General features: G+C 54.9%; 18 protein-coding genes. 14 read left to right on the forward strand and 4 right to left on the reverse strand.

Going from position 1 to position 24,058, the window contains the following annotated elements:
* Positions 1 to 49: 49 nt before the first annotated feature.
* From ABGA49_RS11230 to ABGA49_RS11255, 6 genes are read left to right on the forward strand one after another with little or no spacing between them, the layout of a single operon-like run.
* Positions 50 to 1,573, forward strand: a complete 1,524-nt coding sequence (locus ABGA49_RS11230; protein ID WP_134318983.1) for a sugar ABC transporter ATP-binding protein — start codon at positions 50 to 52, stop codon at positions 1,571 to 1,573.
* Entirely contained in the window at positions 1,566 to 2,567 is a 1,002-nt protein-coding gene (locus ABGA49_RS11235) for a ribose ABC transporter permease (RefSeq protein ID WP_061498646.1), read from the forward strand. Before ABGA49_RS11230 ends, ABGA49_RS11235 begins: the two co-directional genes overlap by 8 nt.
* A gap of 34 nt (positions 2,568 to 2,601) precedes the next feature.
* A complete protein-coding gene (locus ABGA49_RS11240) occupies positions 2,602 to 3,543 on the forward strand; it encodes an ABC transporter substrate-binding protein (protein ID WP_061498649.1) in 942 nt (313 codons plus the stop codon).
* A gap of 52 nt (positions 3,544 to 3,595) precedes the next feature.
* Positions 3,596 to 4,282 carry a D-lyxose/D-mannose family sugar isomerase gene (locus tag ABGA49_RS11245; protein WP_061498652.1) on the forward strand — a complete coding sequence of 229 codons (687 nt, stop codon included), beginning with the start codon at positions 3,596 to 3,598 and terminating at the stop codon, positions 4,280 to 4,282.
* Positions 4,283 to 4,307: 25 nt separating this feature from the next.
* Positions 4,308 to 5,168, forward strand: coding sequence for a ketose 1,6-bisphosphate aldolase (locus ABGA49_RS11250; RefSeq protein WP_061498655.1), 861 nt, complete (start codon positions 4,308 to 4,310; stop codon positions 5,166 to 5,168).
* Positions 5,165 to 6,172: a carbohydrate kinase family protein gene (locus ABGA49_RS11255; RefSeq protein ID WP_347665591.1), complete on the forward strand. Its 1,008-nt coding sequence runs from the start codon at positions 5,165 to 5,167 to the stop codon at positions 6,170 to 6,172. The genes ABGA49_RS11250 and ABGA49_RS11255 overlap by 4 nt, the downstream gene beginning before the upstream one ends.
* Positions 6,173 to 6,193: 21 nt before the next feature.
* On the opposite strand, the gene ABGA49_RS11260 is transcribed toward ABGA49_RS11255, so the two are convergent.
* Positions 6,194 to 6,925 (reverse strand): response regulator transcription factor, encoded by a 732-nt coding sequence (locus tag ABGA49_RS11260; protein ID WP_134318985.1) that lies wholly within the window; start codon positions 6,923 to 6,925, stop codon positions 6,194 to 6,196.
* A 256-nt stretch (positions 6,926 to 7,181) separates the two neighbouring features.
* On the opposite strand from ABGA49_RS11260, the gene fdhF reads away from it, so the two are divergent.
* Positions 7,182 to 9,329, forward strand: a complete 2,148-nt coding sequence (fdhF, locus tag ABGA49_RS11265) for a formate dehydrogenase subunit alpha (protein WP_134318986.1) — start codon at positions 7,182 to 7,184, stop codon at positions 9,327 to 9,329.
* A gap of 95 nt (positions 9,330 to 9,424) precedes the next feature.
* Here fdhF and tnpA read toward each other — a convergent pair whose 3' ends face one another.
* Complete coding sequence (gene tnpA / locus ABGA49_RS11270) at positions 9,425 to 9,859, reverse strand: IS200/IS605 family transposase (RefSeq protein WP_347665592.1); 435 nt, start codon at positions 9,857 to 9,859, stop codon at positions 9,425 to 9,427.
* 400 nt (positions 9,860 to 10,259) lie between these two features.
* On the opposite strand from tnpA, the gene ABGA49_RS11275 reads away from it, so the two are divergent.
* The 4 genes from ABGA49_RS11275 (at position 10,260) to ABGA49_RS11290 (ending at position 16,744) form a co-directional block, all read left to right on the forward strand.
* Positions 10,260 to 11,453, forward strand: coding sequence for an MFS transporter (locus ABGA49_RS11275; RefSeq protein ID WP_347665564.1), 1,194 nt, complete (start codon positions 10,260 to 10,262; stop codon positions 11,451 to 11,453).
* Positions 11,454 to 11,733: 280 nt separating this feature from the next.
* Positions 11,734 to 12,816 (forward strand): glycoside hydrolase family 88 protein, encoded by a 1,083-nt coding sequence (locus ABGA49_RS11280; protein WP_061498678.1) that lies wholly within the window; start codon positions 11,734 to 11,736, stop codon positions 12,814 to 12,816.
* Positions 12,817 to 12,851: 35 nt separating this feature from the next.
* Complete coding sequence (locus tag ABGA49_RS11285) at positions 12,852 to 15,344, forward strand: hypothetical protein (protein ID WP_347665593.1); 2,493 nt, start codon at positions 12,852 to 12,854, stop codon at positions 15,342 to 15,344.
* 53 nt (positions 15,345 to 15,397) lie between these two features.
* Positions 15,398 to 16,744 (forward strand): MFS transporter, encoded by a 1,347-nt coding sequence (locus ABGA49_RS11290; protein WP_347665565.1) that lies wholly within the window; start codon positions 15,398 to 15,400, stop codon positions 16,742 to 16,744.
* Positions 16,745 to 16,777: 33 nt separating this feature from the next.
* Here ABGA49_RS11290 and ABGA49_RS11295 read toward each other — a convergent pair whose 3' ends face one another.
* Both ABGA49_RS11295 and gltP read right to left on the reverse strand, forming a co-directional pair.
* A complete protein-coding gene (locus ABGA49_RS11295) occupies positions 16,778 to 17,821 on the reverse strand; it encodes a LacI family DNA-binding transcriptional regulator (RefSeq protein WP_134318987.1) in 1,044 nt (347 codons plus the stop codon).
* A 157-nt stretch (positions 17,822 to 17,978) separates the two neighbouring features.
* Positions 17,979 to 19,292: a glutamate/aspartate:proton symporter GltP gene (gene gltP / locus ABGA49_RS11300; protein ID WP_061498683.1), complete on the reverse strand. Its 1,314-nt coding sequence runs from the start codon at positions 19,290 to 19,292 to the stop codon at positions 17,979 to 17,981.
* Between the two features lie 685 nt (positions 19,293 to 19,977).
* Between gltP and acs the strand changes: the two genes are divergently transcribed.
* The 3 genes from acs to actP all read left to right on the forward strand — a co-directional run bounded on the left by acs (position 19,978) and on the right by actP (position 23,966).
* Entirely contained in the window at positions 19,978 to 21,936 is a 1,959-nt protein-coding gene (gene acs, locus ABGA49_RS11305) for an acetate--CoA ligase (RefSeq protein ID WP_347665566.1), read from the forward strand.
* Positions 21,937 to 22,008: 72 nt separating this feature from the next.
* Entirely contained in the window at positions 22,009 to 22,320 is a 312-nt protein-coding gene (locus ABGA49_RS11310; protein WP_061498690.1) for a DUF485 domain-containing protein, read from the forward strand.
* Positions 22,317 to 23,966, forward strand: a complete 1,650-nt coding sequence (gene actP, locus ABGA49_RS11315) for a cation/acetate symporter ActP (protein ID WP_061498693.1) — start codon at positions 22,317 to 22,319, stop codon at positions 23,964 to 23,966. Before ABGA49_RS11310 ends, actP begins: the two co-directional genes overlap by 4 nt.
* The last annotated feature ends 92 nt before the right edge of the window (positions 23,967 to 24,058 follow it).

Raw genomic sequence — 24,058 nt, forward strand, 5'->3', positions numbered from 1 at the left:
TACTAACGTGTGATGAAGTGCGGATATCGTTCTTCTCAGGAGCCAAGACATGAGCAACATGCCCGTGCTGGAGATGCGCAATATTGCCAAAGCATTCGGCAAATTCTTTGCGCTCAAAGGGGTGGATTTGACCGTCTGGCCCGGTGAGATCCACGCGCTGATGGGCGAGAACGGCGCAGGAAAAAGCACGCTGATGAAAATCCTTGCCGGCGCTTACAGCGCCACCAGCGGCGAGATCTTGATCGACGGACAGCCCTACGTCATCAAAGGGCCGAAAGATGCACTGGCAGCGGGCATTACCCTGATTTACCAGGAGATGCAGCTCGCTCCTAATCTGACCGTGGCGGAAAACATCTTCCTGGGCAGCGAACTGGCGCGCGGCGGGCTGGTACAACGCAAAGAGATGGTAGCCCAGGCACAGGCGGTCATTGACCGTCTCGGTGCCCACTTTAAGGCCACCGACCGGGTGATGAAACTGACCATCGCCGAACAACAGCAAGTGGAAATCGCCCGCGCACTGCACCGCAACAGCCGCATTCTGGTAATGGATGAACCCACCGCCGCCCTCTCCTCCCGCGAAACGCACCGCCTGTTTGAACTCATTTTACGCCTGCGTGACGAAGGAATGGCCATTATCTACATCAGCCATCGCATGGCGGAAGTGTATGAACTTTCCGATCGCGTCAGCGTGCTGCGCGACGGGCAGTATGTTGGCAGCCTGACGCGCGACAAACTGAATGCCTCCGAACTGGTACGGATGATGGTCGGGCGTCCGTTAAGCGACCTGTTTAATAAAGAGCGCGATATTCCACTCGGTAACCCGCGGCTGAACATTCACCACCTGACCGACGGTGAAAAAATTCAGCCCGTCAGTTTGTGCGTTCGCGCCGGGGAAATTGTCGCGCTGGCCGGGCTGGTGGGTGCCGGGCGTTCAGAGCTGGCGCAACTGATCTTTGGCGTACGTAGAGCCACCGGCGGCATGATCGAAATCGACGGTGAACCGGTAGTGATCCACTCCCCGCGCGCGGCGATTGATTTAGGTATTGGTTTCCTGACGGAGAACCGCAAAGAACAGGGCTTGTTCCTTGAACTGGCTGCTCAGGAGAACATCACCATGGCAACGCTGGAACGCGACGCGGCCTGGGGCATGCTTAACCGTAAAAAAGCGCAGACTATCTCCGATGACGCCATCAAATTGCTCAACATTCGTGTCCCGCATGCGCAGGTTCGGGCAGGCGGATTGTCCGGCGGCAATCAGCAAAAATTGCTGATCTCCCGCTGGGTCGCAATAGGTCCGCGCATTCTGATCCTTGACGAGCCCACCCGTGGCGTCGATGTCGGCGCGAAAAGCGAGATCTACCGCATAATGAACCAGATGGCGCGCCAGGGCGTGGCCATTCTGATGATCTCCAGCGAACTGCCGGAGGTGGTCGGCATGAGCGACCGCGTCTACGTCATGCGCGAAGGCAGTATTGTGGGCGAGTTGCATAACGACAACATCACCCAGGAAAACATTATGACGCTGGCCACCGGCGTTAACGACTCTCATCACCAGGCGGTGCCTCATGACTGACTCCAAAAACAATACCGCTATGCCGGTGGCGAAATCAGCCTCCGCTAAAAAGATGCTAATGGGCGATCTGATGCAAACGGTCGGTATCCTGCCAATTTTGATACTGATCGTTGCCGTTTTCGGTTTTATCGCACCGAACTTCTTCACCGAAAGCAACCTGCTGAACATCACCCGTCAGGCGTCGATCAATATTGTTCTGGCGGCCGGGATGACCTTCATCATCCTCACTGGTGGGATCGATCTGTCGGTCGGCTCGATTCTCGGCACCACGGCGGTAGCGGCAATGGTGGTGTCACTGATCCCGCAATTCGCCATGCTATCGGTCCCGGCGGCGCTGATGCTCGGTCTGTTACTCGGCATGTTTAACGGCGCGCTGGTTGCGTTTGCCGGGCTACCGCCGTTTATCGTCACGCTCGGCACCTATACGGCGCTGCGTGGGGCGGCGTATTTACTGGCCGATGGCACGACGGTTATCAACTCCGATATCAGTTTTGAGTGGGTGGGCAACGACTACCTCGGCCCGGTGCCGTGGCTGGTGGTGATCGCGCTGGCGGTGGTGGTGCTGTGCTGGTTTATTCTGCGCCGCACTACGCTCGGGGTTCATATCTATGCAGTCGGCGGCAATATGCAGGCCGCACGGCTGACCGGCATTAAAGTGTGGCTGGTGCTGCTGTTCGTGTATGGCATGAGCGGCCTGTTATCGGGACTGGGCGGCGTGATGAGCGCCTCGCGGCTGTACAGTGCCAACGGCAACCTTGGTATGGGCTATGAACTGGATGCGATCGCGGCGGTGATCCTCGGCGGCACCAGTTTTGTCGGCGGCATTGGCACCATCACCGGTACGCTGGTGGGGGCGCTGATTATCGCCACGCTAAATAACGGGATGACGCTGATGGGCGTCTCCTACTTCTGGCAATTGGTGATCAAAGGGGCGGTGATCATCATTGCGGTGCTGATCGACAAATACCGTACCCGGCATCATCAGGCAGCATAACGAAACCCTACAAAACAGAAGCGAGGATTACAGCATGCGTCTTAAACCTCTTGTCACTGCGCTCTGCGCTGGCGCTCTGCTGGCCAGTGCACCTTTTGCGCAGGCCAAAGATTTGAAATCCATCGGCGTCACGGTGGGCGATCTGGCGAACCCGTTCTTCGTGCAGATCACCAAAGGCGCGGAGCTGGAAGCACGCAAACTGGCGGGCGATAAAGTCAAAGTTACGCTGGTCTCCAGCGGTTACGATCTGGGCCAGCAGGTGGGACAGATTGATAACTTTATTGCCGCAAAAGTCGACATGATCATTCTCAATGCCGCCGATTCCAAAGGCATTGGCCCGGCGGTAAAACGCGCCAAAGATGCCGGTATTGTGGTGGTGGCGGTAGACGTTGCCGCAGAAGGAGCTGACGCGACCATCACCTCCGATAACACCCAGGCGGGCGAAATCGCCTGTAAATACATTACCGACCGCCTGAAAGGCAAAGGCAATGTGGTGATCATCAACGGACCGCCGGTTTCCGCAGTACAGAACCGTGTCGAAGGTTGCCAGACCGAGTTTAAACGCCACCCGGATATTAAGGTGCTGTCTGATAACCAAAACGCCAAAGGCAGCCGCGAAGGCGGGCTGGAGGTGATGACCTCACTGTTGGCTGCGAACCCGAAAATCGATGGCGTCTTCGCGATTAACGATCCGACGGCGATCGGCGCAGATCTGGCCGCGAAACAGGCGCAGCGTAACGAGTTCTTTATTGTCGGCGTCGATGGCAGCCCGGACGGTGAAGAGGCGCTGAAACGTAAAAATTCACTGTTTGTCGCCACCCCGGCGCAGGATCCGCAAGTGATGGCGGCCCGCGCGGTGGAAATTGGTTATGACATCTTGCAGGGCAAACCCGCACCCAAAGAACCGGTACTGATCCCAGTGACCCTGATCGATAAACAGAATGTCGGCAGCTACAAAGGCTGGACGGTTAAATAAGGTACATCTCCCTCTCCTGCAAGGGAGAGGGAACGCCAACCCAGGGGATACCATGAAACGCTCTGCGATTAATGAAATTCTCGGTCATACGCGGCAGTTTTTCTCGATGCATGATGTGCACCTGCCGCCGTTCGCCAGTTTTCCACCGACCAAATGGCAACAACTAGACCGGGAAGCCTGGCGCGAAGTCTTCGATCTGAAACTGGGGTGGGACGTCACCGCCTTTGGTGGATCAAACTTCGCCGCTCAGGGTCTCACACTGTTTACCCTGCGCAACGGTTCGCCCAACGGCACACCGTATGAAAAGTGCTATGCGGAAAAGATCATGCATGTGCGCGACGCGCAGGTCACGCCGATGCATTTTCACTGGCGTAAACGTGAAGACATCATTAATCGCGGCGGCGGTAATTTAATTATTGAACTGTGGAACGCCGACGCGCACGAACAAACAGACATGCGTGACGTTACCGTGGTCATTGATGGCTGCATTCAGACTCACGCAGCAGGCAGCCAGTTGCGCCTCTCACCAGGGGAAAGCATCACACTGGCACCAGGGCTGTATCACAGCTTCTGGGGCGAACCGGGCTTCGGCGATGTGCTGGTTGGCGAAGTGTCGTCAGTGAATGATGACGAACATGACAACCGCTTTCTGCAACAGTTTGATCGTTTCAATCACGTGCTGGAAGACGAACCGGCACAGCTGGTGCTGTGCAACGAATACCACCTGTTTCTGAGCTAACTATCCGGTGTAGAAGGAGGCCATTATGCCGATGATTTCTCTTGCCGACGGGCTGGCGCACGCCCGCAAGCATCACTACGCCTTAGGTGCGTTCAACGTGCTCGACTCCCACTTCCTGCGCGCCCTGTTCGCCGCAGCAAAGCAAGAGCGCTCGCCATTTATTATCAATATTGCCGAAGTGCATTTTAAATATATCTCGCTGGATTCGCTGGTTGAGGCCGTGAAGTTTGAAGCCGCTCACCATGACATTCCGGTGGTGCTGAACCTCGATCATGGTCTGCATTTTGAGTCGGTCGTGCGCGCTTTGCGTCTCGGTTTTAGCTCAGTGATGTTCGATGGCTCCACGCTGGAGTATGAAGAGAATATTCGTCAGACCCGGGAAGTGGTGAAAATGTGCCACGCCGTCGGCGTTTCGGTCGAGGCAGAGCTGGGCGCGGTAGGCGGTGATGAAGGCGGCGCGCTCTATGGTCACGCCGATGAAGCGTACTTTACCGATCCTCAACTGGCACGGGACTTTGTGGATCGCACCGGTATCGATACGCTGGCTGTGGCTATCGGCAACGCCCACGGCAAATACAAAGGTGAGCCGAAACTCGATTTTGAACGCCTGGATGCGATTCGCCAACAGACCGGACTGCCGCTGGTGCTGCATGGGGGGTCCGGCATCAGCGATGCGGATTTCCGGCGCGCCATTTCGCTCGGCATCCACAAAATCAACTTTTACACTGGTATGTCGCAGGCGGCACTCGGCGCCATTGAGCGGCAGATGGCAAACCGCCAGCCGCTGTACGACGAGTTTGCGCAACTGCTGCTGGGTATCGAAGAAGCGATAACCGATACCGTTGCCGGGCAGATGCGTATCTTTGGCAGCGCGGGGCAAATCTGATGGACCGTAAAGGGGTTATCGCAGCGGGCAATATGCTCGTCGATCATGTTCACCAAATTGTGCAATGGCCAGAGCGCGGCTGGTTGGCAGAGATCACCCACAGCGAGCGGTCGACCGGCGGCGCGCCACTTAATGTACTACTGACCCTGGCGAAAATGCACACCGGCATGCCATTGCAGGCGGTGGGGCTGGTGGGTGAAGACAGCGACGGCGACTATATTATGGCGATGCTTGAGCAGTACCATGTCAACCGTCAGCACGTGCAACGCACCCACGCCGCGCCGACCTCCATGTCACAAGTGATGACCGATCCCACCGGGCAGCGCACCTTTTTCCATTCACCAGGGGCTAATCGCCTGTTGGATCTGCCTGCTTTCGAGCGCCTTGATAGCAGCATGAAAATCTTCCATCTCGGCTATTTACTGCTGCTCGACAGCCTGGATATGCCGGACGAGACATTTGGCACTCGCAGCGCGCGGCTGCTGGCGCAAATGCGTGAACAGGGTTACGAAACGTCGCTGGATTTGGTATCCCGCAAGGGCGATCCCCGCTACCAGCCACTGGTGCTGCCGTGCCTGAAGCATCTCGATTACCTGGTGATTAACGAACTGGAAGCCGGAGAATTCAGCGGTCTGGAGATGCGTACCGCAAACGACGGGCCGCATATCGATAATATTTCCTGCGCGGCGGCAAAACTGCTGGCAGCAGGGGTGAAACAACGGGTGGTGATCCACTGCCCGGAAGGCGCGTGGGGCGAGGCTGCCGGACAGGCTGGCGAGTGGATCCCTTCGCGCATGTTAAGTCAGGCGGAAATTATCGGCAGCGTTGGTGCTGGAGATGCGTTCTGCGCCGGGTTTTTATATGGCTGCCATGAAGCATGGTCGTTGCAGGCCAGCGTCCGTCTGGCGCACGCCTGCGCCCGCGCCAGTCTGCTGTGCGCCAACGCGATTGATGGCGCAAAAACGCTGGAGGCGTTGCAACAGGAGATGGATCTTTCGGCATAACGCCAGGCGCGAATGAAGGAGCTACGCTGCCTGATGGTTATGGGAAACATCCGCCGCAAACACGTAGCCCAGGCCGCGCAAGGTTTTGATAAAACCGGGTTGGTGAGGATTTGCTTCGATTTTGCGTCGCAGCCGCATAATCAGTACGTCGATGGTACGGTCAAAGACCTCCACGCTTTCGCTGTGGGTTAATGTCAACAGCTGTTCGCGGCTCAACACACGGCGCGCGTTCTGCACCAGCGCCAGCAACAAACTGTATTCGCCCTGCGTCAGGGCAACCCGTTGCTGCTGCGGGTTCAACAGTTCGCAGCGTTCAGGATCGAGATGCCAGCCATTAAAAAGGAAACCGGCGGATTTCGCCGTAGGCGTTTCGGCGGCCAGTACGCCAGTGCGGCGCAGCACTGCTTTAACCCTCGCGACCAGTACGCGTGCATTAAACGGCTTGCCAATGTAATCGTCTGCGCCCATCTCCAGCCCGACCACGACATCCGACTCGCTGCCTAAACCGGTAAGCATCACAACCGGCAGGTCGGGCCGCTGTTTTTGCAACTGCTGCAATACGCGCAACCCGTTGAGATCCGGCAGCACCATATCCAGCAGTACCAGCGCGATATCCGATTTTTCGCCAACCAGCGCCAGCGCATCCAGCCCGTTATGACAGACATAGACCGTAAAGACATGCTCGTTAAGCACATCCTCCAGCAGTGCGCACACCGCCGTATCATCATCCACCACCAAAATCGCAGGTTTCATCAGTTGCGTCCGCAGGCTTCGTTGGGCTAAGTGTGATCCATTCTGTTGGTAGCCAGAGATAAATGCAGTGAATAAATGCCGTTTTTTTAATCACGGTCACATCCCCTCGCCTTTCGACACGTCACTTTTGACGATGAACTGCGTTTCGTCAGTATTTTGACCAAAAATCCACCGTAATATCAGGCAATACCCCCAATAACGCTATGGCATAGAAGATGCATAGTGGGGGGCGACAATGTTAACTGGAGCGAAAGTGATGAAAAAAGTCGTCACGGTTTGCCCGTATTGCGCCTCGGGATGCAAAATCCATCTGGTGGTCGATAACGGCAAAATCGTTCGGGCGGAGGCAGCACAGGGGAAGACCAATCAGGGCGCCCTCTGTCTGAAGGGCTATTACGGTTGGGATTTCATTAACGATACCCAAATCCTGACGCCTCGTCTGAAAACCCCGATGATCCGCCGCCAGCGTGGCGGCAAACTGGAGTCTGTATCCTGGGATGAGGCCCTCGATTATGTCGCCGGGCGCTTAAAAGCGATCAAAGAGAAGTACGGTCCGGATGCCATCCAGACTACCGGCTCTTCCCGCGGTACGGGTAATGAAACCAACTACATAATGCAAAAATTCGCGCGCGCCGTTATTGGAACCAATAACGTCGACTGCTGCGCTCGTGTCTGACACGGCCCCTCGGTTGCAGGTCTGCACCAATCGGTCGGTAATGGCGCGATGAGTAATGCCATTAATGAAATAGATAACACGGACTTAGTGTTTATCTTTGGTTACAACCCGGCGGATTCTCACCCCATCGTCGCCAATCATATTATTCGGGCGAAACAGAATGGGGCGAAAATCATCGTCTGCGATCCGCGTAAAATTGAAACCGCGCGCATTGCTGATATGCACGTCGCATTGAAAAACGGGTCGAATATCGCCCTGCTTAACGCAATGGGGCATGTGATTATCGAAGAAAACCTGTACGACCAGGCGTTCGTCGCCAACCGTACAGAGGGGTTTGAAGAGTACCGGAAGATTGTCGAAGGCTACACCCCGGAATCCGTTGAGGATATTACCGGTGTGAGCGCGCAGGAGATACGCCAGGCCGCCCGCATGTACGCTGGCGCGAAAACGGCGGCGATTCTGTGGGGAATGGGCGTCACTCAGTTCTATCAGGGCGTTGAAACCGTGCGTTCACTGACCAGCCTCGCCATGTTGACGGGAAATCTGGGGAAAGCCCACGTTGGGGTTAACCCGGTGCGTGGTCAGAATAACGTTCAGGGTGCCTGTGACATGGGTGCGCTGCCGGATACGTTCCCTGGCTATCAGTATGTGAAAGAGGATGCGCACCGCGAGAAATTCGCTAAAGCCTGGGGTGTGGAGAGTCTGCCTGCGCATACCGGTTATCGCATCAGCGAGTTGCCGCATCGCGTGGAACATGGCGAAGTCCGCGCCGCTTACATTATGGGCGAAGATCCTCTGCAAACGGATGCCGAACTGTCAGCCGTGCGTAAGGCGTTTGAAGGGCTCGAACTGGTGATTGTGCAGGACATTTTCATGACCAAAACCGCCTCGGCGGCGGACGTCATTCTGCCGTCCACGTCGTGGGGCGAGCATGAAGGTGTCTACACCGCAGCGGATCGCGGCTTCCAGCGCTTCTTTAAAGCGGTCGAACCGAAGTGGGATCTGAAAACGGACTGGCAAATCATCAGTGAGATCGCTACCCGTATGGGTTACCCGATGCATTACAACAACACGCAGGAAATCTGGGACGAATTGCGTCATCTGTGCCCGGACTTCTACGGCGCTACCTACGAAAAAATGGGTGAGCTGGGCTACATTCAGTGGCCGTGTCGCGATACATCGGATGCCGATCAGGGGACGTCTTATCTGTTTAAAGAGAAGTTCGATACCCCGAACGGGCTGGCGAAGTTCTTCACCTGCGACTGGGTTGCGCCGATGGATAAACTGACGGAAGAGTATCCGATGGTGCTGTCTACCGTACGTGAAGTAGGCCACTACTCCTGCCGCTCCATGACCGGTAACTGTGCCGCGCTGGCCGCGCTGGCGGATGAACCGGGCTATGCGCAAATCAACACTGCCGATGCCGCAAGGTTAGGCATTGAAGATGAAGCGCTGGTGTGGGTGAACTCGCGCAAAGGGCGGATCATCACCCGTGCGCAGGTCAGTGAGCGTCCGAACAAGGGTGCTGTGTACATGACCTATCAGTGGTGGATTGGGGCCTGTAACGAGCTGGTGACGGAAAACCTCAGCCCGATTACCAAAACGCCTGAGTACAAATACTGCGCCGTGCGTGTGGAGCCGATCGCCGATCAGCGCGCCGCTGAGCAGTATGTGATTGATGAATACAACAAGTTAAAAACCCGCCTGCGTGAAAGCGCTCTGGGTTAATAACCGAACGTAATCATCTAGTAAAAGACCACCTTCTTAGAAGGTGGCTTTTGAGAATGCCCCCTGTAAGGGGGGCTATTGTCACTTTCCGCTTACTACTCTAGCAATTCCATTTGCTGTTCATGTATTTGTTCCGTTTTCTCCTGATGCCTCACATATCGTCTGATAATTTCCTCGTTCACACCGACAGTATCTACAAAGTAGCCACGTGACCAAAAGTGGTTGCCCCATAGCTTCTTTCTTATGTGTGGGAAACGATTGTAGAGTCTGATTGCGATGCGACCTTTCAGATGCCCCATTAGAGTTGATATCGAGATTTTCGGCGGGACTATTACGACCAGATGTACATGATCTGGCTGAACATTTAGCTCCAGAACCTCACAATCCTTTATTCCGCAGAGAATGTAGATTGTCCTGTAAAGTTCCTTGCCCAACTTATCTTTCAGGATTCTGAAACGGTACTTAGGCGTCCAGACTATGTGGTATTTACAACGCCAATATACATGTGATGAACTCCTGTAAAGCCCCATGTCGGTTTGTCTCCTTTTACTTGTGGTGAGTAAGCAGAGATATTCCGGCATGGGCATTCTTCAGGCTATAGCCTTACAGGATCAATCACCACCTCCCCAGGAGGTGGTTTAGGGGTGACAATTAAAGCGGAGTGATTAATTCACTCCGCTTTTTATTTATTTCAGTACAGATACGAAGCGAATTAATTATTCTGGATCGCGATGACATATAAAGAGGAATGACGCCTTTCTTTTTCGACGTGTGAAATTATGATGCCAGGCAGGGGAACGGACACGCCAGATGGGTTGATACTTCCCTCTTCAATGATTGTCGCCGCGAGCAACAGTGTCATCCGGGATGTGAGTGCAGCGACGCCTCCGCTCGTGTAATGTCGTGGACAGGATCCTCCGGAGTATCGCCTTGAAATTAGCAGAAACAGAGCTGCCGGTAAGTCAGCAGAATAAGAACATCATACGTCTGGCAACGGCGCAGGCGCTGGCCGGGGCGAATTCAGTGGTCTTTTACGCCACCGGGGCAATTGTCGGCAACGCCATTGCCCCAAGCAGCACGCTGGCAACACTGCCGGTTACGGTCTTTGTGCTGGGTATGGCGGCGTGCATTCTGCCGTTTGGCGCACTTGCCCGCCGCCACGGCAGGCGGGCTGCATTTATGACAGGTACGGCGCTGGGAGTGCTGACCGGGTTGACAGCTGCGCTGGCGGTCGTGCTGGGCACATTTACGCTCTTTTGTCTGGCGGCGTTTATGGGGGGTGCTTACGCCGCCGTGGCCTTGTCGTTCCGTTTCGCGGCCACAGATGGCGTGGGGAAAGAGCGACGCGCCAGAGCGTTGTCACTGGTGATGGGAGGTGGCGTAGCGGCAGGCGTGCTCGGGCCAATGCTGGTCACCGCCACGCTGGATCTTTGGCCTGCTCATACCTTTGCCGTCACCTTTCTCGCCCAGGCGGCAGTGGCAGCCCTCTCCGCCCTGGTGCTGATGGGCGTCACATCACCGCCCCCCACGCCGGAAGCCGCCAGCGGTGGGCGGCCACTGTCTGACATTGTCCGCCAGCCGGGTTTTGCGCGCACTGTCTTCGGCGGCGCGATTTCATATATGGTGATGAATTTCCTCATGACCGCCGCCCCTCTGTCGATGCATATGCACGGCATTTCGCTACAGGCCTCCAATCTCGGTTTGCAGTGGCATGTGATCGCCATGTACGGCCCGGGGTTCTTTACCGGTAAGCTGATTAACCGCTTCGGCGCGAATCAGGTTGGCGCTGCGGGGTTGCTGATCACCGCCCTGTCGGTGGCGGCGGGCCTGTCGGGAACCGGGGTGGTGCACTACTGGGTTTCGCTTATTCTGCTGGGGTTGGGCTGGAACTTCGGCTTCACCGGCGCATCGGCAAAAATCATCGACTTCCACCGCCCCGAAGAGAAAAACCGGGTGCAATCGCTGAATGATTTTATTGTTTTCGGCGTGATGATCGTCGGCTCCTTTTCCTCCGGCGCACTGCTGAATGCGTTTGGCTGGAACGCTGTACTCTGGGGCTCACTGGTGCCCGTGGGTGTGGCATTTCTGGCAATTATTCACAAAGGGGTAAGCGGAGTACGTTAAAAAGGGTCACCTGGCCGCGCAGAGGGTAAAACCCACTGCGCTTTTTTTATGCACGCTCATGTCCTTACCACCTGCAACGCAAACTTTTTGCGTCCTCACTTGAAAATTGAAACATTATTTCAATAACACATTGTTTTCACATACTTTCCTGTCTGGCCGCATAAAAAACAAGGATCGATTAGCTCACAGAATAAAAACGCAAAAAATTTTCGTATTGCGCATTAAAAAATCAAAGTGATTTAATCAGGTCATGACGTGTTTTTTAATGACAGGAAATAAAATGAAATCAGCTTCTCTTGAGAATCAGTTAGCGTTATTACTACGAGGATTTACCACCCTGAAAGATGAAGGTAAATTCAATGAACCAAATCTTGATGGAACACGCGGCGACTATATTTCCTTTTCCAGTTGGGAGTGGCCTCAGGGGGTCGGCTTATTTGGTCTGGTAAGACTGTGGGAATTTACCCGACAGGACGACATCTATAATATCATTGATCGCTGGTTTCAGGAAAATATTGAAAAAGGGCTCCCTTCATTAAATATTAATACCACTGCCCCCATGTTGCCGCTGTCGTTATTCTGGTCGCACAATCAAAACCCGGAATACCAACGCGTGTTGGATGCCTGGGCCGACCGTGTGATGAACGAACTGCCGCGTACACCGGAACAGGGTTTCCAGCACGTGGTGTCAGACGGTATCAACGAGAAGGAAATCTGGGACGATACCCTGTTTATGGTGGTGTTGTTTCTGGGTCATTACGGCACCGTTTCTGGACGTCAGGACCTGGTTGATGAAGCCGTTCGCCAGTTCCTGCTGCACGCCCGCTACCTTAACGATCCGCAAACAGGATTATGGTTCCACGGCTGGAGTTTCGCCGAAAAAAGCAATTTTGCCCGTGCCCGCTGGGCCCGAGGCAATGCGTGGATCACCGTTGGCATCCTGGAGTTTATCGAACTGACTGACATCAGCGGTGGCGTGCGCGACTACTTGTTGGAGTGTCTGAAAGCGCAGGTCAATGCGCTGCTTGCGCTGCAAGCAGAGAGCGGTGCGTGGCATACCCTGCTGGATCATCCGGACAGCTATGAAGAAATTTCGGCCACCGCCGGATTCGGTTATGGCCTCTTAAAAGGTGCCCGGCTGGGCATTGGCGATGCACGCTGGAAAGACGCCGGATTAAAGGCGCTGGCATCCGTACAACAGAATATCGATAGCCACGGCACGGTAAACAATGTGTCCTACGGCACACGTATGGGCCGCACTTTGCAATTTTATAAAGATATACCGCTACAACCGACAGGTTATGGTCAGGCGCTGGCCATTTTATGTTTAAGCGAAGGCATCCGCCTGTCAGAAAATAAATAAAAAAACACCTCTGCTATCTGGAGTAAATAATGACCATGCTTCAACACAGACATTATTGTTATTTCCCTTTATCGAATAATAATGCTATTCGCTACTGGCAATTATCAGCAATTTCTTCGCAGTGTTACGACGTCGCCGACGCGCCAATGCAGGGAGAAATGGACCCGTTCTTCTTTTTAAGCAAGCATAAAAATTTCATTCCTCATACGTATCCATGTCGTACGGAATTCCGTCAACAGTTTGCCGGGATAAAGCCCGTACCCTTTGGCGATGTACGGATGACGAAATGGTGGTTTCCCTTCGGTTCAGATCGCGTCGATCTCTCCGGTTTCTGGTTTCGTCCAACCCGTGTCGGTGCGCAGGCAGCAACCCACCTGGTTGCCGAACAGGACGGCGACTATACCTTTCGTCTGACTACCTGTGGTGCGGCCATTGTCACGGTTAACGGTGAAGAGGTCGCATGGAAAGCCGACTATCAGCGCAACCTGGAAAGTCAGTTTGAATTTACCGTGCCATTACAGGCCGGGCTCAACGACATTGCCGTCTGGTTTGATGACCTGGCGGAGCGCGATATCCGCTTCTTCTTTCAGTTAGATTTCCTGCACGGCGCGCCATTACACGTGGCGCTGGCCACGCCGGTTGTCGACACCCTTGCCCTGCAAATGGAACACTTGCTGGAGGGTATGTCGTTCGAGCACTCCACCTATACGGCTGGCATCATTCGCTTATGCTTCCCCACCGTCGCGCCGGAAACATTGCAGCTCCATGTGCGCATCGTCGGCGATTTTATCTCCCTTGATCAGCCTGTCGACATTGCGCTAACGCTGGAAAAAGGTGAGAAGGTAGTCGACATTGCCCCGAGCGAGTCCCTCCCGGCGGATTTCCGTAATTTTATCATTACCTTAGAAAAGGATGACTTTCGCATTACCCGCACACTGGGTGTCGAGATTTGCCACGCGCAGCAACAGCGCCAGGTTCCGGCAACACTCGATGCGCGTATTGATGAAGCGCTGCACTATGTCGCGACACAGGGGGAATACAGCAGTGTAAAAGCCCTGGCACGGCTGGCCTGTAACCTGAACGACACACAAACACACGCTATGCTGGAAGGGGTACTGCCCTCGGTGGAAGCATGCCACGATTGCGCCGACTTCACGCTAGTGCCGCTGCTGTGGTGCCGCATTGTCTGGGGTGAGCAGATTGCCGAAGCGACGCGTACTAAAATCGATCATGCCATCCTCAACTTTCGCTACTGGATGGATGAACCCGGTAATGATGTGCAGTGGTACTTCTCGGAAAACCATGCGCTGCTGTTCCATACCGCCGCTTACCTCGCGGGCAGTTACTTCCCGCAAGCGACCTTTGTCCGCTCCGGACGTACCGGTCGCGATCAGGCCGATGTCGGGCGCACGCGCGTGCTGGCATGGCTCGATCATTTTGAGCAGTGCGAAATGGCGGAATGGAACTCCGCGCCCTACTTCCCCATTGATTTAAAAGGTCTGAGCGCACTGGCGGCGCTGGCCGAAGACCCAGAGATTGCTACGCGTAGCCAGCGGGCTATTGCCCGTCTGCTGGAACAAATAGCCCGTTCTGCCCACCAGGGAATCCTTACCGCCTCTCAGGGGCGTTCATACGAATACACTTTACGCGCCGGACGCTCGCTGGAGCTTTCCGCCATCGCCCGTTTGCTGTGGGGAAAAGGGAACTACGGCTGCCGTTTCCATGCGTTACCCCAGCTCGCGCTACTGATGCGCCAGCAAAAAATTACCTTACCAGCCGCGTTAGCCGAGGTCGCGGTCTGGCAAGGCGATAACGCACTGGAGTGGCATTTTGCTCAGGGTGCTAACCGCATTGCCCGGCTCTATCACTACAAAACCCGCCACGTCGCCATGGGCTCCATTGCCGGGTATCGCTGGGGAGAGTGGGGTTACCAGGAGACGCCGGTGCATATGCGCATTGGTGATATTCCGGAAGCACAGTTGTGGATTAACCATCCTGGCGAAACGCTACACGGTGGCTTTGGCCGCCCCTCTTACTGGGGAGGCTGCGGTACCCTGCCGCGCGTACAGCAGTATCGCGGGCTGGCGGTGGTCTCCTTTCGCACCCATCCGGGGCAACCCGACTTCACGCATGCCTGGCTTGCGCAAAGCGCATTCAGCGAGGTACGTATCGCTGGCGATCGCATTCTGTTGCGCGGTGGCGAAGGCATGGTGCAACTCAGCGGCAATGTGCCGTTCGGGATCGTCACACATGGGCCAACGCGCCATTGCGAGGTCCGCCTGACAGGGCGCGAAACCTGCTGGTTAATTCGACTGAATGACGACCCACACATCACGTCGCTGGACGCCTTTGAGCGCGACGTTGCCGGTCTGGCGGTAGAAGAACAGGCGGATGGCGTGCTGCTGGTGCGCGATCCGCAATACGGAGAGGTGTTCTTCCACGCCGACGGCAGAGTACAGGCGCAAGGCCGGGTGCTGGACCCCAAAACCTGGACCGTTGCAGGCGAAAGCCGCGAACTTCCTCTGTAGTCCCCTGTCGCTTAATGACCCGGCCAGAGGCTGTCCGGGTCTGGAGAGATCCTATGGAAACACAGATTGATAAGCAGGCCAGCGTAGCTGGCAAACCACAACAAGACGTTAACCCAAATGCTATCCATAACCCGGCACGCGCGGTCGCGAAGCCAAAGCGCAATTACCGCTGGCTGGTTTGTTCCATGCTGGTGTTTGCCACCACCGTCAACTATATGGATCGGCAAATTTTGGGCTTGCTGGCCCCCATGCTGCAAAAAGACATTGGCTGGACGCAAATCGAATACAGCTGGCTGGTCAATGGCTTCACCATTGCCTATGGCGTCGGTACGCTGGTTTGCGGGCGTATTATCGACAAGCTGGGCACACGTATCAGCTATGCCATTGCGATGGTGGTCTGGAGCGCTGCGGCCATGCTGCATGCTGTGGTGGGTACCGTGGTGGGATTTATGGTGGTGCGGGTGATCCTCGGTTTGGGGGAGTCGGCTAACTTTCCGGCGGCAATGAAAGTCATCTCTGACTGGCACCCGAAAAAGGAGCGCACACTCGCCACCGGCATTCTTGGCGTAGCGGTGAATATCGGCGTGGTGATTTCGCCAGCGCTCATTCCTTTTATTGCACTGCACTATGGCTGGCATGGCGCATTTCTTATCCTCGGCGGCGTTGGGTTTCTCTGGTTGATCCCGTGGTTCCTTGCTTTTGGCAAAGCCAGCGACAAAGCCGATGCCGAAGAGTTGGCGTGGATCCGGCAGGACAAAGAAGAAGTTGTGAACGTGTCGGCCATTAAATGGACGCACTTACTCAAATACCGGCAGCTCTGGGCGTTCGCGCTGGGCAAAATGCTGACGGACCCAATCTGGTGGTTTTTCCTGTTCTGGCTGCCGAAATGGCTCAACGAGTCGCGCGGCATCCAAATGGAAGGTCTGGGTCTGCCGCTGATTGTTATCTATCTGTTCGCCATTGTCGGTAGCCTCGGCGCCGGGTGGTTGCCCGGTAAGCTGATGAGTATCGGCTTCAGCGCCGCCAAAGCGCGGAAAACCACCATGCTGATTTGTGCCTGCCTGGTGATCCCAATCTTTGCCGCAACGCAGGTTGAAAGCCTGTGGGCAGCCGTCGCTATCGTCGGATTAGCCGCCGCCGCGCACCAGGGCTGGTCGGCCAATATACTGACCTCTGTTTCAGATTTGTTCCCCAATGCGGCGGTCGGTTCCGTGGTCGGCATTGGTAGCACCTTCGGCATGATCGGCAGCGTTATCTTCTCTACGGTGATTGGCGCAGTGCTTGAGGCATCCGGAAACTACTGGGCACTGTTCGCCATCAGTTCGGTCGCTTACCTGGTGGCATGGGGTGTGATGTATTTGTTGTTAGTACCAAAAATGGAACGTGCGAAGTTTGACTGATGTACCGCCCGGCAGGTACGCCTGCCGGGTGATTTATGGTGCGACCGAAACCGACTGACGCTCCACCATTGAACAAGCCAGCTCAATACGGCGCGGGATCTCAAGGGTTCCCGCAATCATGTCCTGCAACAGCTCAAGCGCCAGCGTTCCCATTTCCTGTACTGGCAGGTGCACGGTGGTGAGTGCCGGTGAGGCAAATTCCGCTTGCGGCAGATCGTTCATTCCGACCACAGAGATATCCTCCGGCACGCGAATACCCAATTTGCCCAGCCCCGCTATTGCCCCCAGCGCCAACGAATCATTGGCGCACAAGATGGCGGTATGCGGGTGAGAATGCTGAGCAAACCACGTCATCACCGCCTGTTCAGCGAGTTCCGGCAACCAGTCAGTGACGCTCAAAATATCCACACTTTCGCAGGATAATTGCGCACAGCGCATCGCTTCGCGCCAGCCCTCTTCTCGCTGTTCAATAGTGCGCCGCCCGGGATGCGTCAGAAACAGGATATGGCGGTGACCACGGGCGATCAGGTAGTCGCAGGCCATGCGGGTCGCCGAACGGTTACAGGGCAAAACGCTGGACAGGCGCATCAGGGGATCTTCGCTATTGACCAGTACCGCTGGTTTTTTCAGGTTAGCCATCGCATTGAGAAAAACCGGATCATCGACGGTCAACGCCAGCACACCGCCAATGTCGGGTTCGTTTAGCAGCGCTTGCATCGCCTCGTCATCTTCCCCACTCAGCGCGTGTGTCGTCAGTTCCACGCCGATCACTTTCGCTCGCTCTTTTAACCCTTGCAGAACATACCAACTGAACTGATAGCGACTGTAATCAAGCATCGCCACCTGTGACACCGCCAGGACGATGCGCGTGCCCCCCATCTCTTGTGCCGGCGCGTAACGCATCGCACGGGCCACGTCCTGAATGCGGGTACGGAGCGCCTGGCTCACGCCCTTTTCCCCGGATAACGCGCGGGAAACAGTGCTCAGCGAGGTGCCACAACGCGTGGCGATATCTTCCAGCCGGACGCGACGATACGCCGCATCGCTGTTTTCCTCATCGGGTTTACGCGTGGTCATTTCAGCGTTAATCCTTCTGGTGAATATATCGAACCAGCATGGCATTAAGATAAGCGGTGTCAATCAGTTAGGTATACGGAAGAGAAGAAATGAGAGGCGTAACGGAATAACAGAAAACCCCTTTTCGTGCGGATGCACCAAAAGGGGTTCAGTAAGCTTACTGATCGGCGGTTTTGTCGAATTTACCCAGCACTTCGCGCTCATACGCCAGCGCTTTTTTGCGGTCAAATTTGTGTTCCCACTTCGCAATCACCAGTACCGCCAGCGCGTTGCCCACCACATTCAGCGCGGTACGGCCCATATCGAGGATACGGTCAACACCGGCGATGAACGCCAGGCCTTCCAGCGGAATACCGACGCTGCCCAGCGTTGCCAGCAACACCACGAACGAGACACCCGGTACGCCAGCAATGCCTTTTGAGGTCACCATTAATGTCAGTACGAGAATAATCTCCTGCCCGAGCGACAGATCAATGCCGTACAACTGGGCAATAAAGATCGCGGCAATACTCTGATACAGCGTGGAACCATCGAGGTTGAAGGAGTAACCGGTCGGCACCACAAAGCTGGTGATTGATGCCGGTGCGCCATAGGCTTCCATTTTCTCGATAATGCGCGGCAGCACGCTTTCCGAACTGGCAGTGGAGTACGCCAGAATCAGCTCTTCTTTGAGGATACGAATCAGAATCCAAATGCTCAGCCCGCAGATTCTCGCCACAATGCCCAACACCACCAAGGCAAAGAACAGAATGGCGAAATAGACGAGGATCACCAGCTTCGCCAGCGGCCACAGCGAGGCAAAACCGAAATTCGCCACCGTCACTGAGATCAACGCAAACACACCTACCGGCGCGTAGCGCATGACCATGTGGGTCACTTTGAACATGGTTTCAGAGATTGAGCGGAACACCGTCACCAACGGTTCACGGTGCGATGCTGGCAGAGAAGAGAGCCCCAGACCAAACAGCACCGAGAAGAAGATAACCGGCAGCATATCGCCTTTTGCCATTGACGCGATGATATTGGTCGGCACCAACGATAAGATCGTCCCCATCAGGCCGTGGGCGTGACTTTGCACTTCCGCGGTGGTGCTTTGGTATTTCGAAATATCCACCGTCGCCAGCTGCGACATATCGATACCCGCACCCGGCTGGAACACATTCGCCAGCGTGATGCCAAGAACAATAGCAACCGTAGTGATCACTTCGAAATAGATGATGGTTTTCGCGCCGATACGCCCGAGCTGTTTCGCATCACCGACACCGGCAATCCCGACAACAAGCGTGGAGATAACAATCGGCACCACAATCATTTTGATCAAATGGATAAAGATATCGCCTGCCGGAGACAGGAGATTGGCAATCAGCCATTCACGGCTGTCGCTTTGGTAATGCAGATAACTACCCAGAAGAATCCCCAGCACCAGGGCCAGCAAAATCTGCCAGGCCAGGCTGACTTTCATGTTTTTCATAACTACAGACATCCTCAATGAAGCACCATTCCATGCTCAGGAACGACACATACTGAAAGGGTATGATTAGCGTCGCACGGTATTGCGGGGTTTTTTAATGCGCATTATCAGTACCATTTGCGGGGTGTAACGCGCAACCCTATACCGGGAGGGGGTTTGACTGAATTTTTATCTAAAAACCGTCTTTTATTTTAGTTACGTCAAATAAGTTTTTGTTATAAAAAACTTTTTAGCCAGCCCAATTCCAATATTTACGTTTGGAAATTATTAGCGCGTATTTGTTCATTTGCGTATTTTTTAGGCAGGAAAAATGCCGTGCTGACAATTTATTGCGGGAAGCGTGCCTGCGATTGTTCAGTAGAAAAGTGAATAGTTGACACAAAAAATAATAAACACCCTATCTATCAGGCGATAAATTTTCAGAGACTTATCTTCACATACCGCCAGGCCACCCTACCAGGGTAATCGAATTGTCACTTTTCATAACCTGCTGTTATGAATCTATTTTATCCCCGCGCCGCTTTTTTTTGCTTCCAATGCACGCTAGTGCATTTATTTTGCTGCTTTTTCATACCATACAATTAATGCGTGATCTGTCGCGCAAATAATAAACAAAACGGGTAAGGGCTCTTCAATTAACTTTTACGTGACATATTATTAACATCCTACAAGGAGAGCAAATGCCATGAGCCAAATACATAAACACGATATTCCCGCAAATATTGCGGAACGTTGCCTGATTAATCCGGAGCAGTATGAGGCCAAATATCAGCAATCCGTAACAGACCCTGACGCTTTCTGGGGCGAACAAGGCAAGATCCTCGACTGGATCACGCCTTATACGAAGGTGAAAAACACCTCCTTCGCCCCTGGCAATGTTTCCATCAAATGGTATGAAGACGGCACGCTAAACCTTGCCGCCAATTGCCTGGACCGACACCTCGCTGAACGCGGCGACCAGGCAGCGATTATTTGGGAAGGGGATGACGCAAGCCAGAGCAAAACCCTTACCTATCGCGAGTTGCACCGTGACGTATGTCGTTTTGCTAACGTGCTGGTCGATCTCGGCATTAAAAAAGGCGATGTGGTGGCGATTTATATGCCCATGGTGCCGGAAGCCGCCGTCGCTATGCTCGCCTGCGCACGCATTGGCGCTGTGCATTCGGTTATTTTCGGCGGTTTCTCGCCGGAAGCCGTTGCCGGGCGCATTATCGACTCCAGTTCACGTCTGGTAATCACCGCCGATGAGGGCGTCCGTGCCGGACGTACTATCCCGCTGAAGAAAAACGTCGACGACGCGCTGAAAAACCCGCACGTGAATAGCGTTGAACATGTGGTGGTGTTGAAACGTACCGGTGGCAACACGGAGTGGCATGAAGGCCGCGACATGTGGTGGCACGATCTGACCGCTAACGCCAGCGACCAACATCAGGCTGTCGCCGTCGGCGCAGAAGATCCCCTGTTTATCCTCTATACATCAGGCTCGACCGGCAAACCGAAAGGGGTTCTGCATACGACCGGCGGTTATCTGGTGTATGCCGCATCAACTTTTAAATATGTCTTCGACTACCACCAGGGCGATGTTTACTGGTGCACCGCCGATGTCGGTTGGGTCACCGGTCATAGCTACCTGTTGTACGGTCCGCTGGCCTGCGGCGCAATTACGCTGATGTTTGAAGGGGTGCCAAACTGGCCGACCCCGGCACGAATGAGCCAGGTGGTCGACAAACATAAGGTGAACATTCTTTATACCGCGCCAACGGCGATCCGTGCACTGATGGCTGAAGGCGATAAAGCGATTGAAGGCACCGACCGTTCGTCACTGCGTATTTTAGGCTCCGTGGGCGAGCCCATTAACCCGGAAGCCTGGGAGTGGTACTGGTCCAAAATCGGCAATGGCAAATGCCCGGTCATGGATACCTGGTGGCAGACCGAAACCGGCGGCTTTATGATCACCCCGCTGCCGGGCGCAACCCAACTGAAAGCCGGTTCCGCCACCCGCCCGTTCTTCGGCGTTCAGCCTGCGCTGGTCGATAACGAAGGCAACACGCTGGATGGCGCAACAGAAGGCAACCTGGTGATCACCGATTCATGGCCGGGCCAGGCCCGTACCCTGTTTGGCGATCACGAACGCTTTGAACAAACCTATTTCTCGACCTTTAAGAACCGCTACTTCAGTGGCGACGGTGCCCGTCGTGATGAAGATGGCTACTACTGGATCACCGGACGCGTGGATGACGTGCTCAACGTCTCCGGTCACCGTCTGGGCACGGCGGAAATTGAGTCGGCCTTAGTGTCGCACCCGAAAATCGCCGAAGCCGCCGTGGTGGGCATTCCGCACAACATCAAAGGCCAGGCCATTTACGCCTATGTCACCTTAAATCATGGCGAAGAGCCTTCGCCAGAGCTGTACACCGAAGTGCGCAACTGGGTGCGTAAAGAGATTGGCCCACTGGCAACGCCGGATGTCCTGCACTGGACCGACTCGCTGCCGAAAACCCGCTCCGGCAAAATTATGCGCCGTATTCTGCGCAAAATTGCCGCAGGCGATACCAGTAATCTGGGTGATACCTCGACGCTCGCCGATCCGGGTGTCGTGGAGAAACTGCTCGAAGAGAAGCAGGCAATCACCATGCCATCGTAATTCCCCTACAGCCCTCCCCTTCGGGGGAGGGTACAAAAAAACGCCTCGACCTTACCTCTGGAGAATTCTGTGATGAATAATATTTATCAACAGATTGAAAACAGTGCGCATTTCAGGGAGTTAGTGGAAAAACGGCAACGGTTTGCCTTCATCCTTTCCATCATCATGCTGATTATTTATGTCGGCTTTATCGTGTTGATTGCCTTTGCGCCACAGTGGCTCGGTACGCCGCTGCATGAAGGCACCAGCGTAACGCGTGGTATTCCGATTGGCATTGGTGTGATCCTGATTTCGTTTGTGCTGACCGGCGTGTACGTCTGGCGGGCAAACGGTGAGTTTGATCGTCTGACAAAAGCGGTGATGAACGAGGTAAAAGCATCATGAAGAGAGTCCTGACGGCGCTTGCCGCCACACTGCCTTTCACAGCCAACGCCGCCGATGCCATTACCGGTGCAGTACAACGCCAGCCCACCAACTGGCAGGCGATCATCATGTTTGTGGTGTTTGTGGCGTTAACACTGTGCATCACCTACTGGGCGTCTAAACGCACCCGCACACGTAGCGACTACTACACCGCTGGCGGCAATATCACTGGCCTGCAAAACGGGCTGGCCATTGCCGGTGACTACATGTCGGCGGCCTCTTTTCTTGGGATCTCCGCACTGGTTTACACCTCCGGTTACGACGGTCTGATCTACTCGCTCGGCTTTCTTGTCGGCTGGCCGATCATCCTGTTCCTGATTGCCGAACGCTTGCGTAACCTCGGGCGCTATACCTTTGCCGATGTTGCCTCGTATCGTCTTAAACAAGGTCCGATCCGCTCACTCTCCGCCTGCGGTTCGCTGGTGGTGGTGGCGCTCTATCTTATTGCGCAGATGGTCGGCGCCGGTAAATTGATTGAACTGCTGTTCGGCCTGAACTACCACGTAGCGGTCGTACTGGTGGGTGTGCTGATGGTGATGTATGTGCTGTTCGGCGGCATGCTGGCTACCACCTGGGTACAAATCATCAAAGCGGTATTGCTGCTGTTCGGTGCCAGCTTCATGGCCTTTATGGTGATGAAGCATGTGGGCTTTAGTTTTAATAACCTGTTTAGCGAAGCCATGTCCGTGCACCCGAAAGGCAGCGCGATCATGAGTCCTGGCGGGCTGGTTAAAGATCCTGTCTCGGCCCTCTCTCTCGGGCTGGGGCTGATGTTCGGCACTGCGGGTTTACCGCATATCCTGATGCGTTTCTTCACCGTCAGCGACGCGCGTGAAGCCCGTAAGAGCGTCTTCTACGCCACCGGGTTTATGGGATACTTCTATATCCTGACCTTTATCATCGGCTTTGGCGCCATCATGCTGGTGGGCGCGAACCCGGCGTTTAAAGACGCGGCGGGCGCGCTGATTGGCGGCAACAATATGGCGGCAGTGCATCTGGCTAATGCGGTCGGTGGCAGCCTGTTCCTCGGTTTTATCTCCGCTGTCGCCTTCGCCACCATTCTTGCGGTGGTGGCCGGGCTGACGCTGGCGGGTGCATCTGCGGTTTCTCACGATCTCTACGCCAACGTATTCCGTAAAGGTGCAACGGAGCGTCAGGAACTGAAGGTCTCGAAAATCACCGTGCTGGTGCTTGGCGTGGTGGCTATCCTGCTTGGGATCCTGTTTGAAAACCAGAACATCGCCTTTATGGTCGGACTGGCCTTCTCGATTGCCGCCAGTTGCAACTTCCCGATCATTCTGCTTTCCATGTACTGGTCGAAACTGACCACTCGTGGCGCAATGGTTGGCGGCTGGCTTGGCCTGTTAACCGCCGTGATTCTGATGGTGCTTGGCCCAACTATCTGGGTGAAGATCCTCGGTCATGCTACCGCTGTCTTCCCGTATGAGTACCCGGCGCTGTTCTCCATTGCGATTGCGTTTATCGGCATCTGGATCTTCTCCATCACCGATAACTCCGAAGAGGGTAACCGCGAGCGCGAACTGTTCCGCGCGCAGTTTATCCGTTCGCAGACCGGTATTGGTATCGAACAAGGCCGCGCACATTAATGCTCTACCCCGGCCAGTAATGGCCGGGGATCACATTTTCCCCACCTGCCAGTACCCCTCTTCCGCCATCGCGCTACAGTAAAAAATCCAAC

Origin of the sequence: Kosakonia sp. WA-90, assembly GCF_039871955.1 — a bacterium.
In the GTDB taxonomy this organism is placed as follows: domain Bacteria; phylum Pseudomonadota; class Gammaproteobacteria; order Enterobacterales; family Enterobacteriaceae; genus Kosakonia; species Kosakonia oryzendophytica.

Bases quoted from the DNA above. Each gene is read 5' to 3' on its own strand.
- ABGA49_RS11240 (WP_061498649.1), top strand. From the start codon at position 2,602: ATGCGTCTTAAACCTCTTGTCACTGCGCTCTGCGCTGGCGCTCTGCTG.
- ABGA49_RS11245 (WP_061498652.1), top strand. From the start codon at position 3,596: ATGAAACGCTCTGCGATTAATGAAATTCTCGGTCATACGCGGCAGTTT.
- tnpA (WP_347665592.1), bottom strand. From the start codon at position 9,859: ATGGGGCTTTACAGGAGTTCATCACATGTATATTGGCGTTGTAAATAC.
- actP (WP_061498693.1), top strand. From the start codon at position 22,317: ATGAAGAGAGTCCTGACGGCGCTTGCCGCCACACTGCCTTTCACAGCC.
- ABGA49_RS11230 (WP_134318983.1), top strand. From the start codon at position 50: ATGAGCAACATGCCCGTGCTGGAGATGCGCAATATTGCCAAAGCATTC.
- ABGA49_RS11260 (WP_134318985.1), bottom strand. From the start codon at position 6,925: ATGAAACCTGCGATTTTGGTGGTGGATGATGATACGGCGGTGTGCGCA.
- ABGA49_RS11250 (WP_061498655.1), top strand. From the start codon at position 4,308: ATGCCGATGATTTCTCTTGCCGACGGGCTGGCGCACGCCCGCAAGCAT.
- ABGA49_RS11290 (WP_347665565.1), top strand. From the start codon at position 15,398: ATGGAAACACAGATTGATAAGCAGGCCAGCGTAGCTGGCAAACCACAA.
- ABGA49_RS11285 (WP_347665593.1), top strand. From the start codon at position 12,852: ATGCTTCAACACAGACATTATTGTTATTTCCCTTTATCGAATAATAAT.
- ABGA49_RS11295 (WP_134318987.1), bottom strand. From the start codon at position 17,821: ATGACCACGCGTAAACCCGATGAGGAAAACAGCGATGCGGCGTATCGT.
- ABGA49_RS11235 (WP_061498646.1), top strand. From the start codon at position 1,566: ATGACTGACTCCAAAAACAATACCGCTATGCCGGTGGCGAAATCAGCC.
- acs (WP_347665566.1), top strand. From the start codon at position 19,978: ATGAGCCAAATACATAAACACGATATTCCCGCAAATATTGCGGAACGT.
- ABGA49_RS11280 (WP_061498678.1), top strand. From the start codon at position 11,734: ATGAAATCAGCTTCTCTTGAGAATCAGTTAGCGTTATTACTACGAGGA.
- ABGA49_RS11310 (WP_061498690.1), top strand. From the start codon at position 22,009: ATGAATAATATTTATCAACAGATTGAAAACAGTGCGCATTTCAGGGAG.
- gltP (WP_061498683.1), bottom strand. From the start codon at position 19,292: ATGAAAAACATGAAAGTCAGCCTGGCCTGGCAGATTTTGCTGGCCCTG.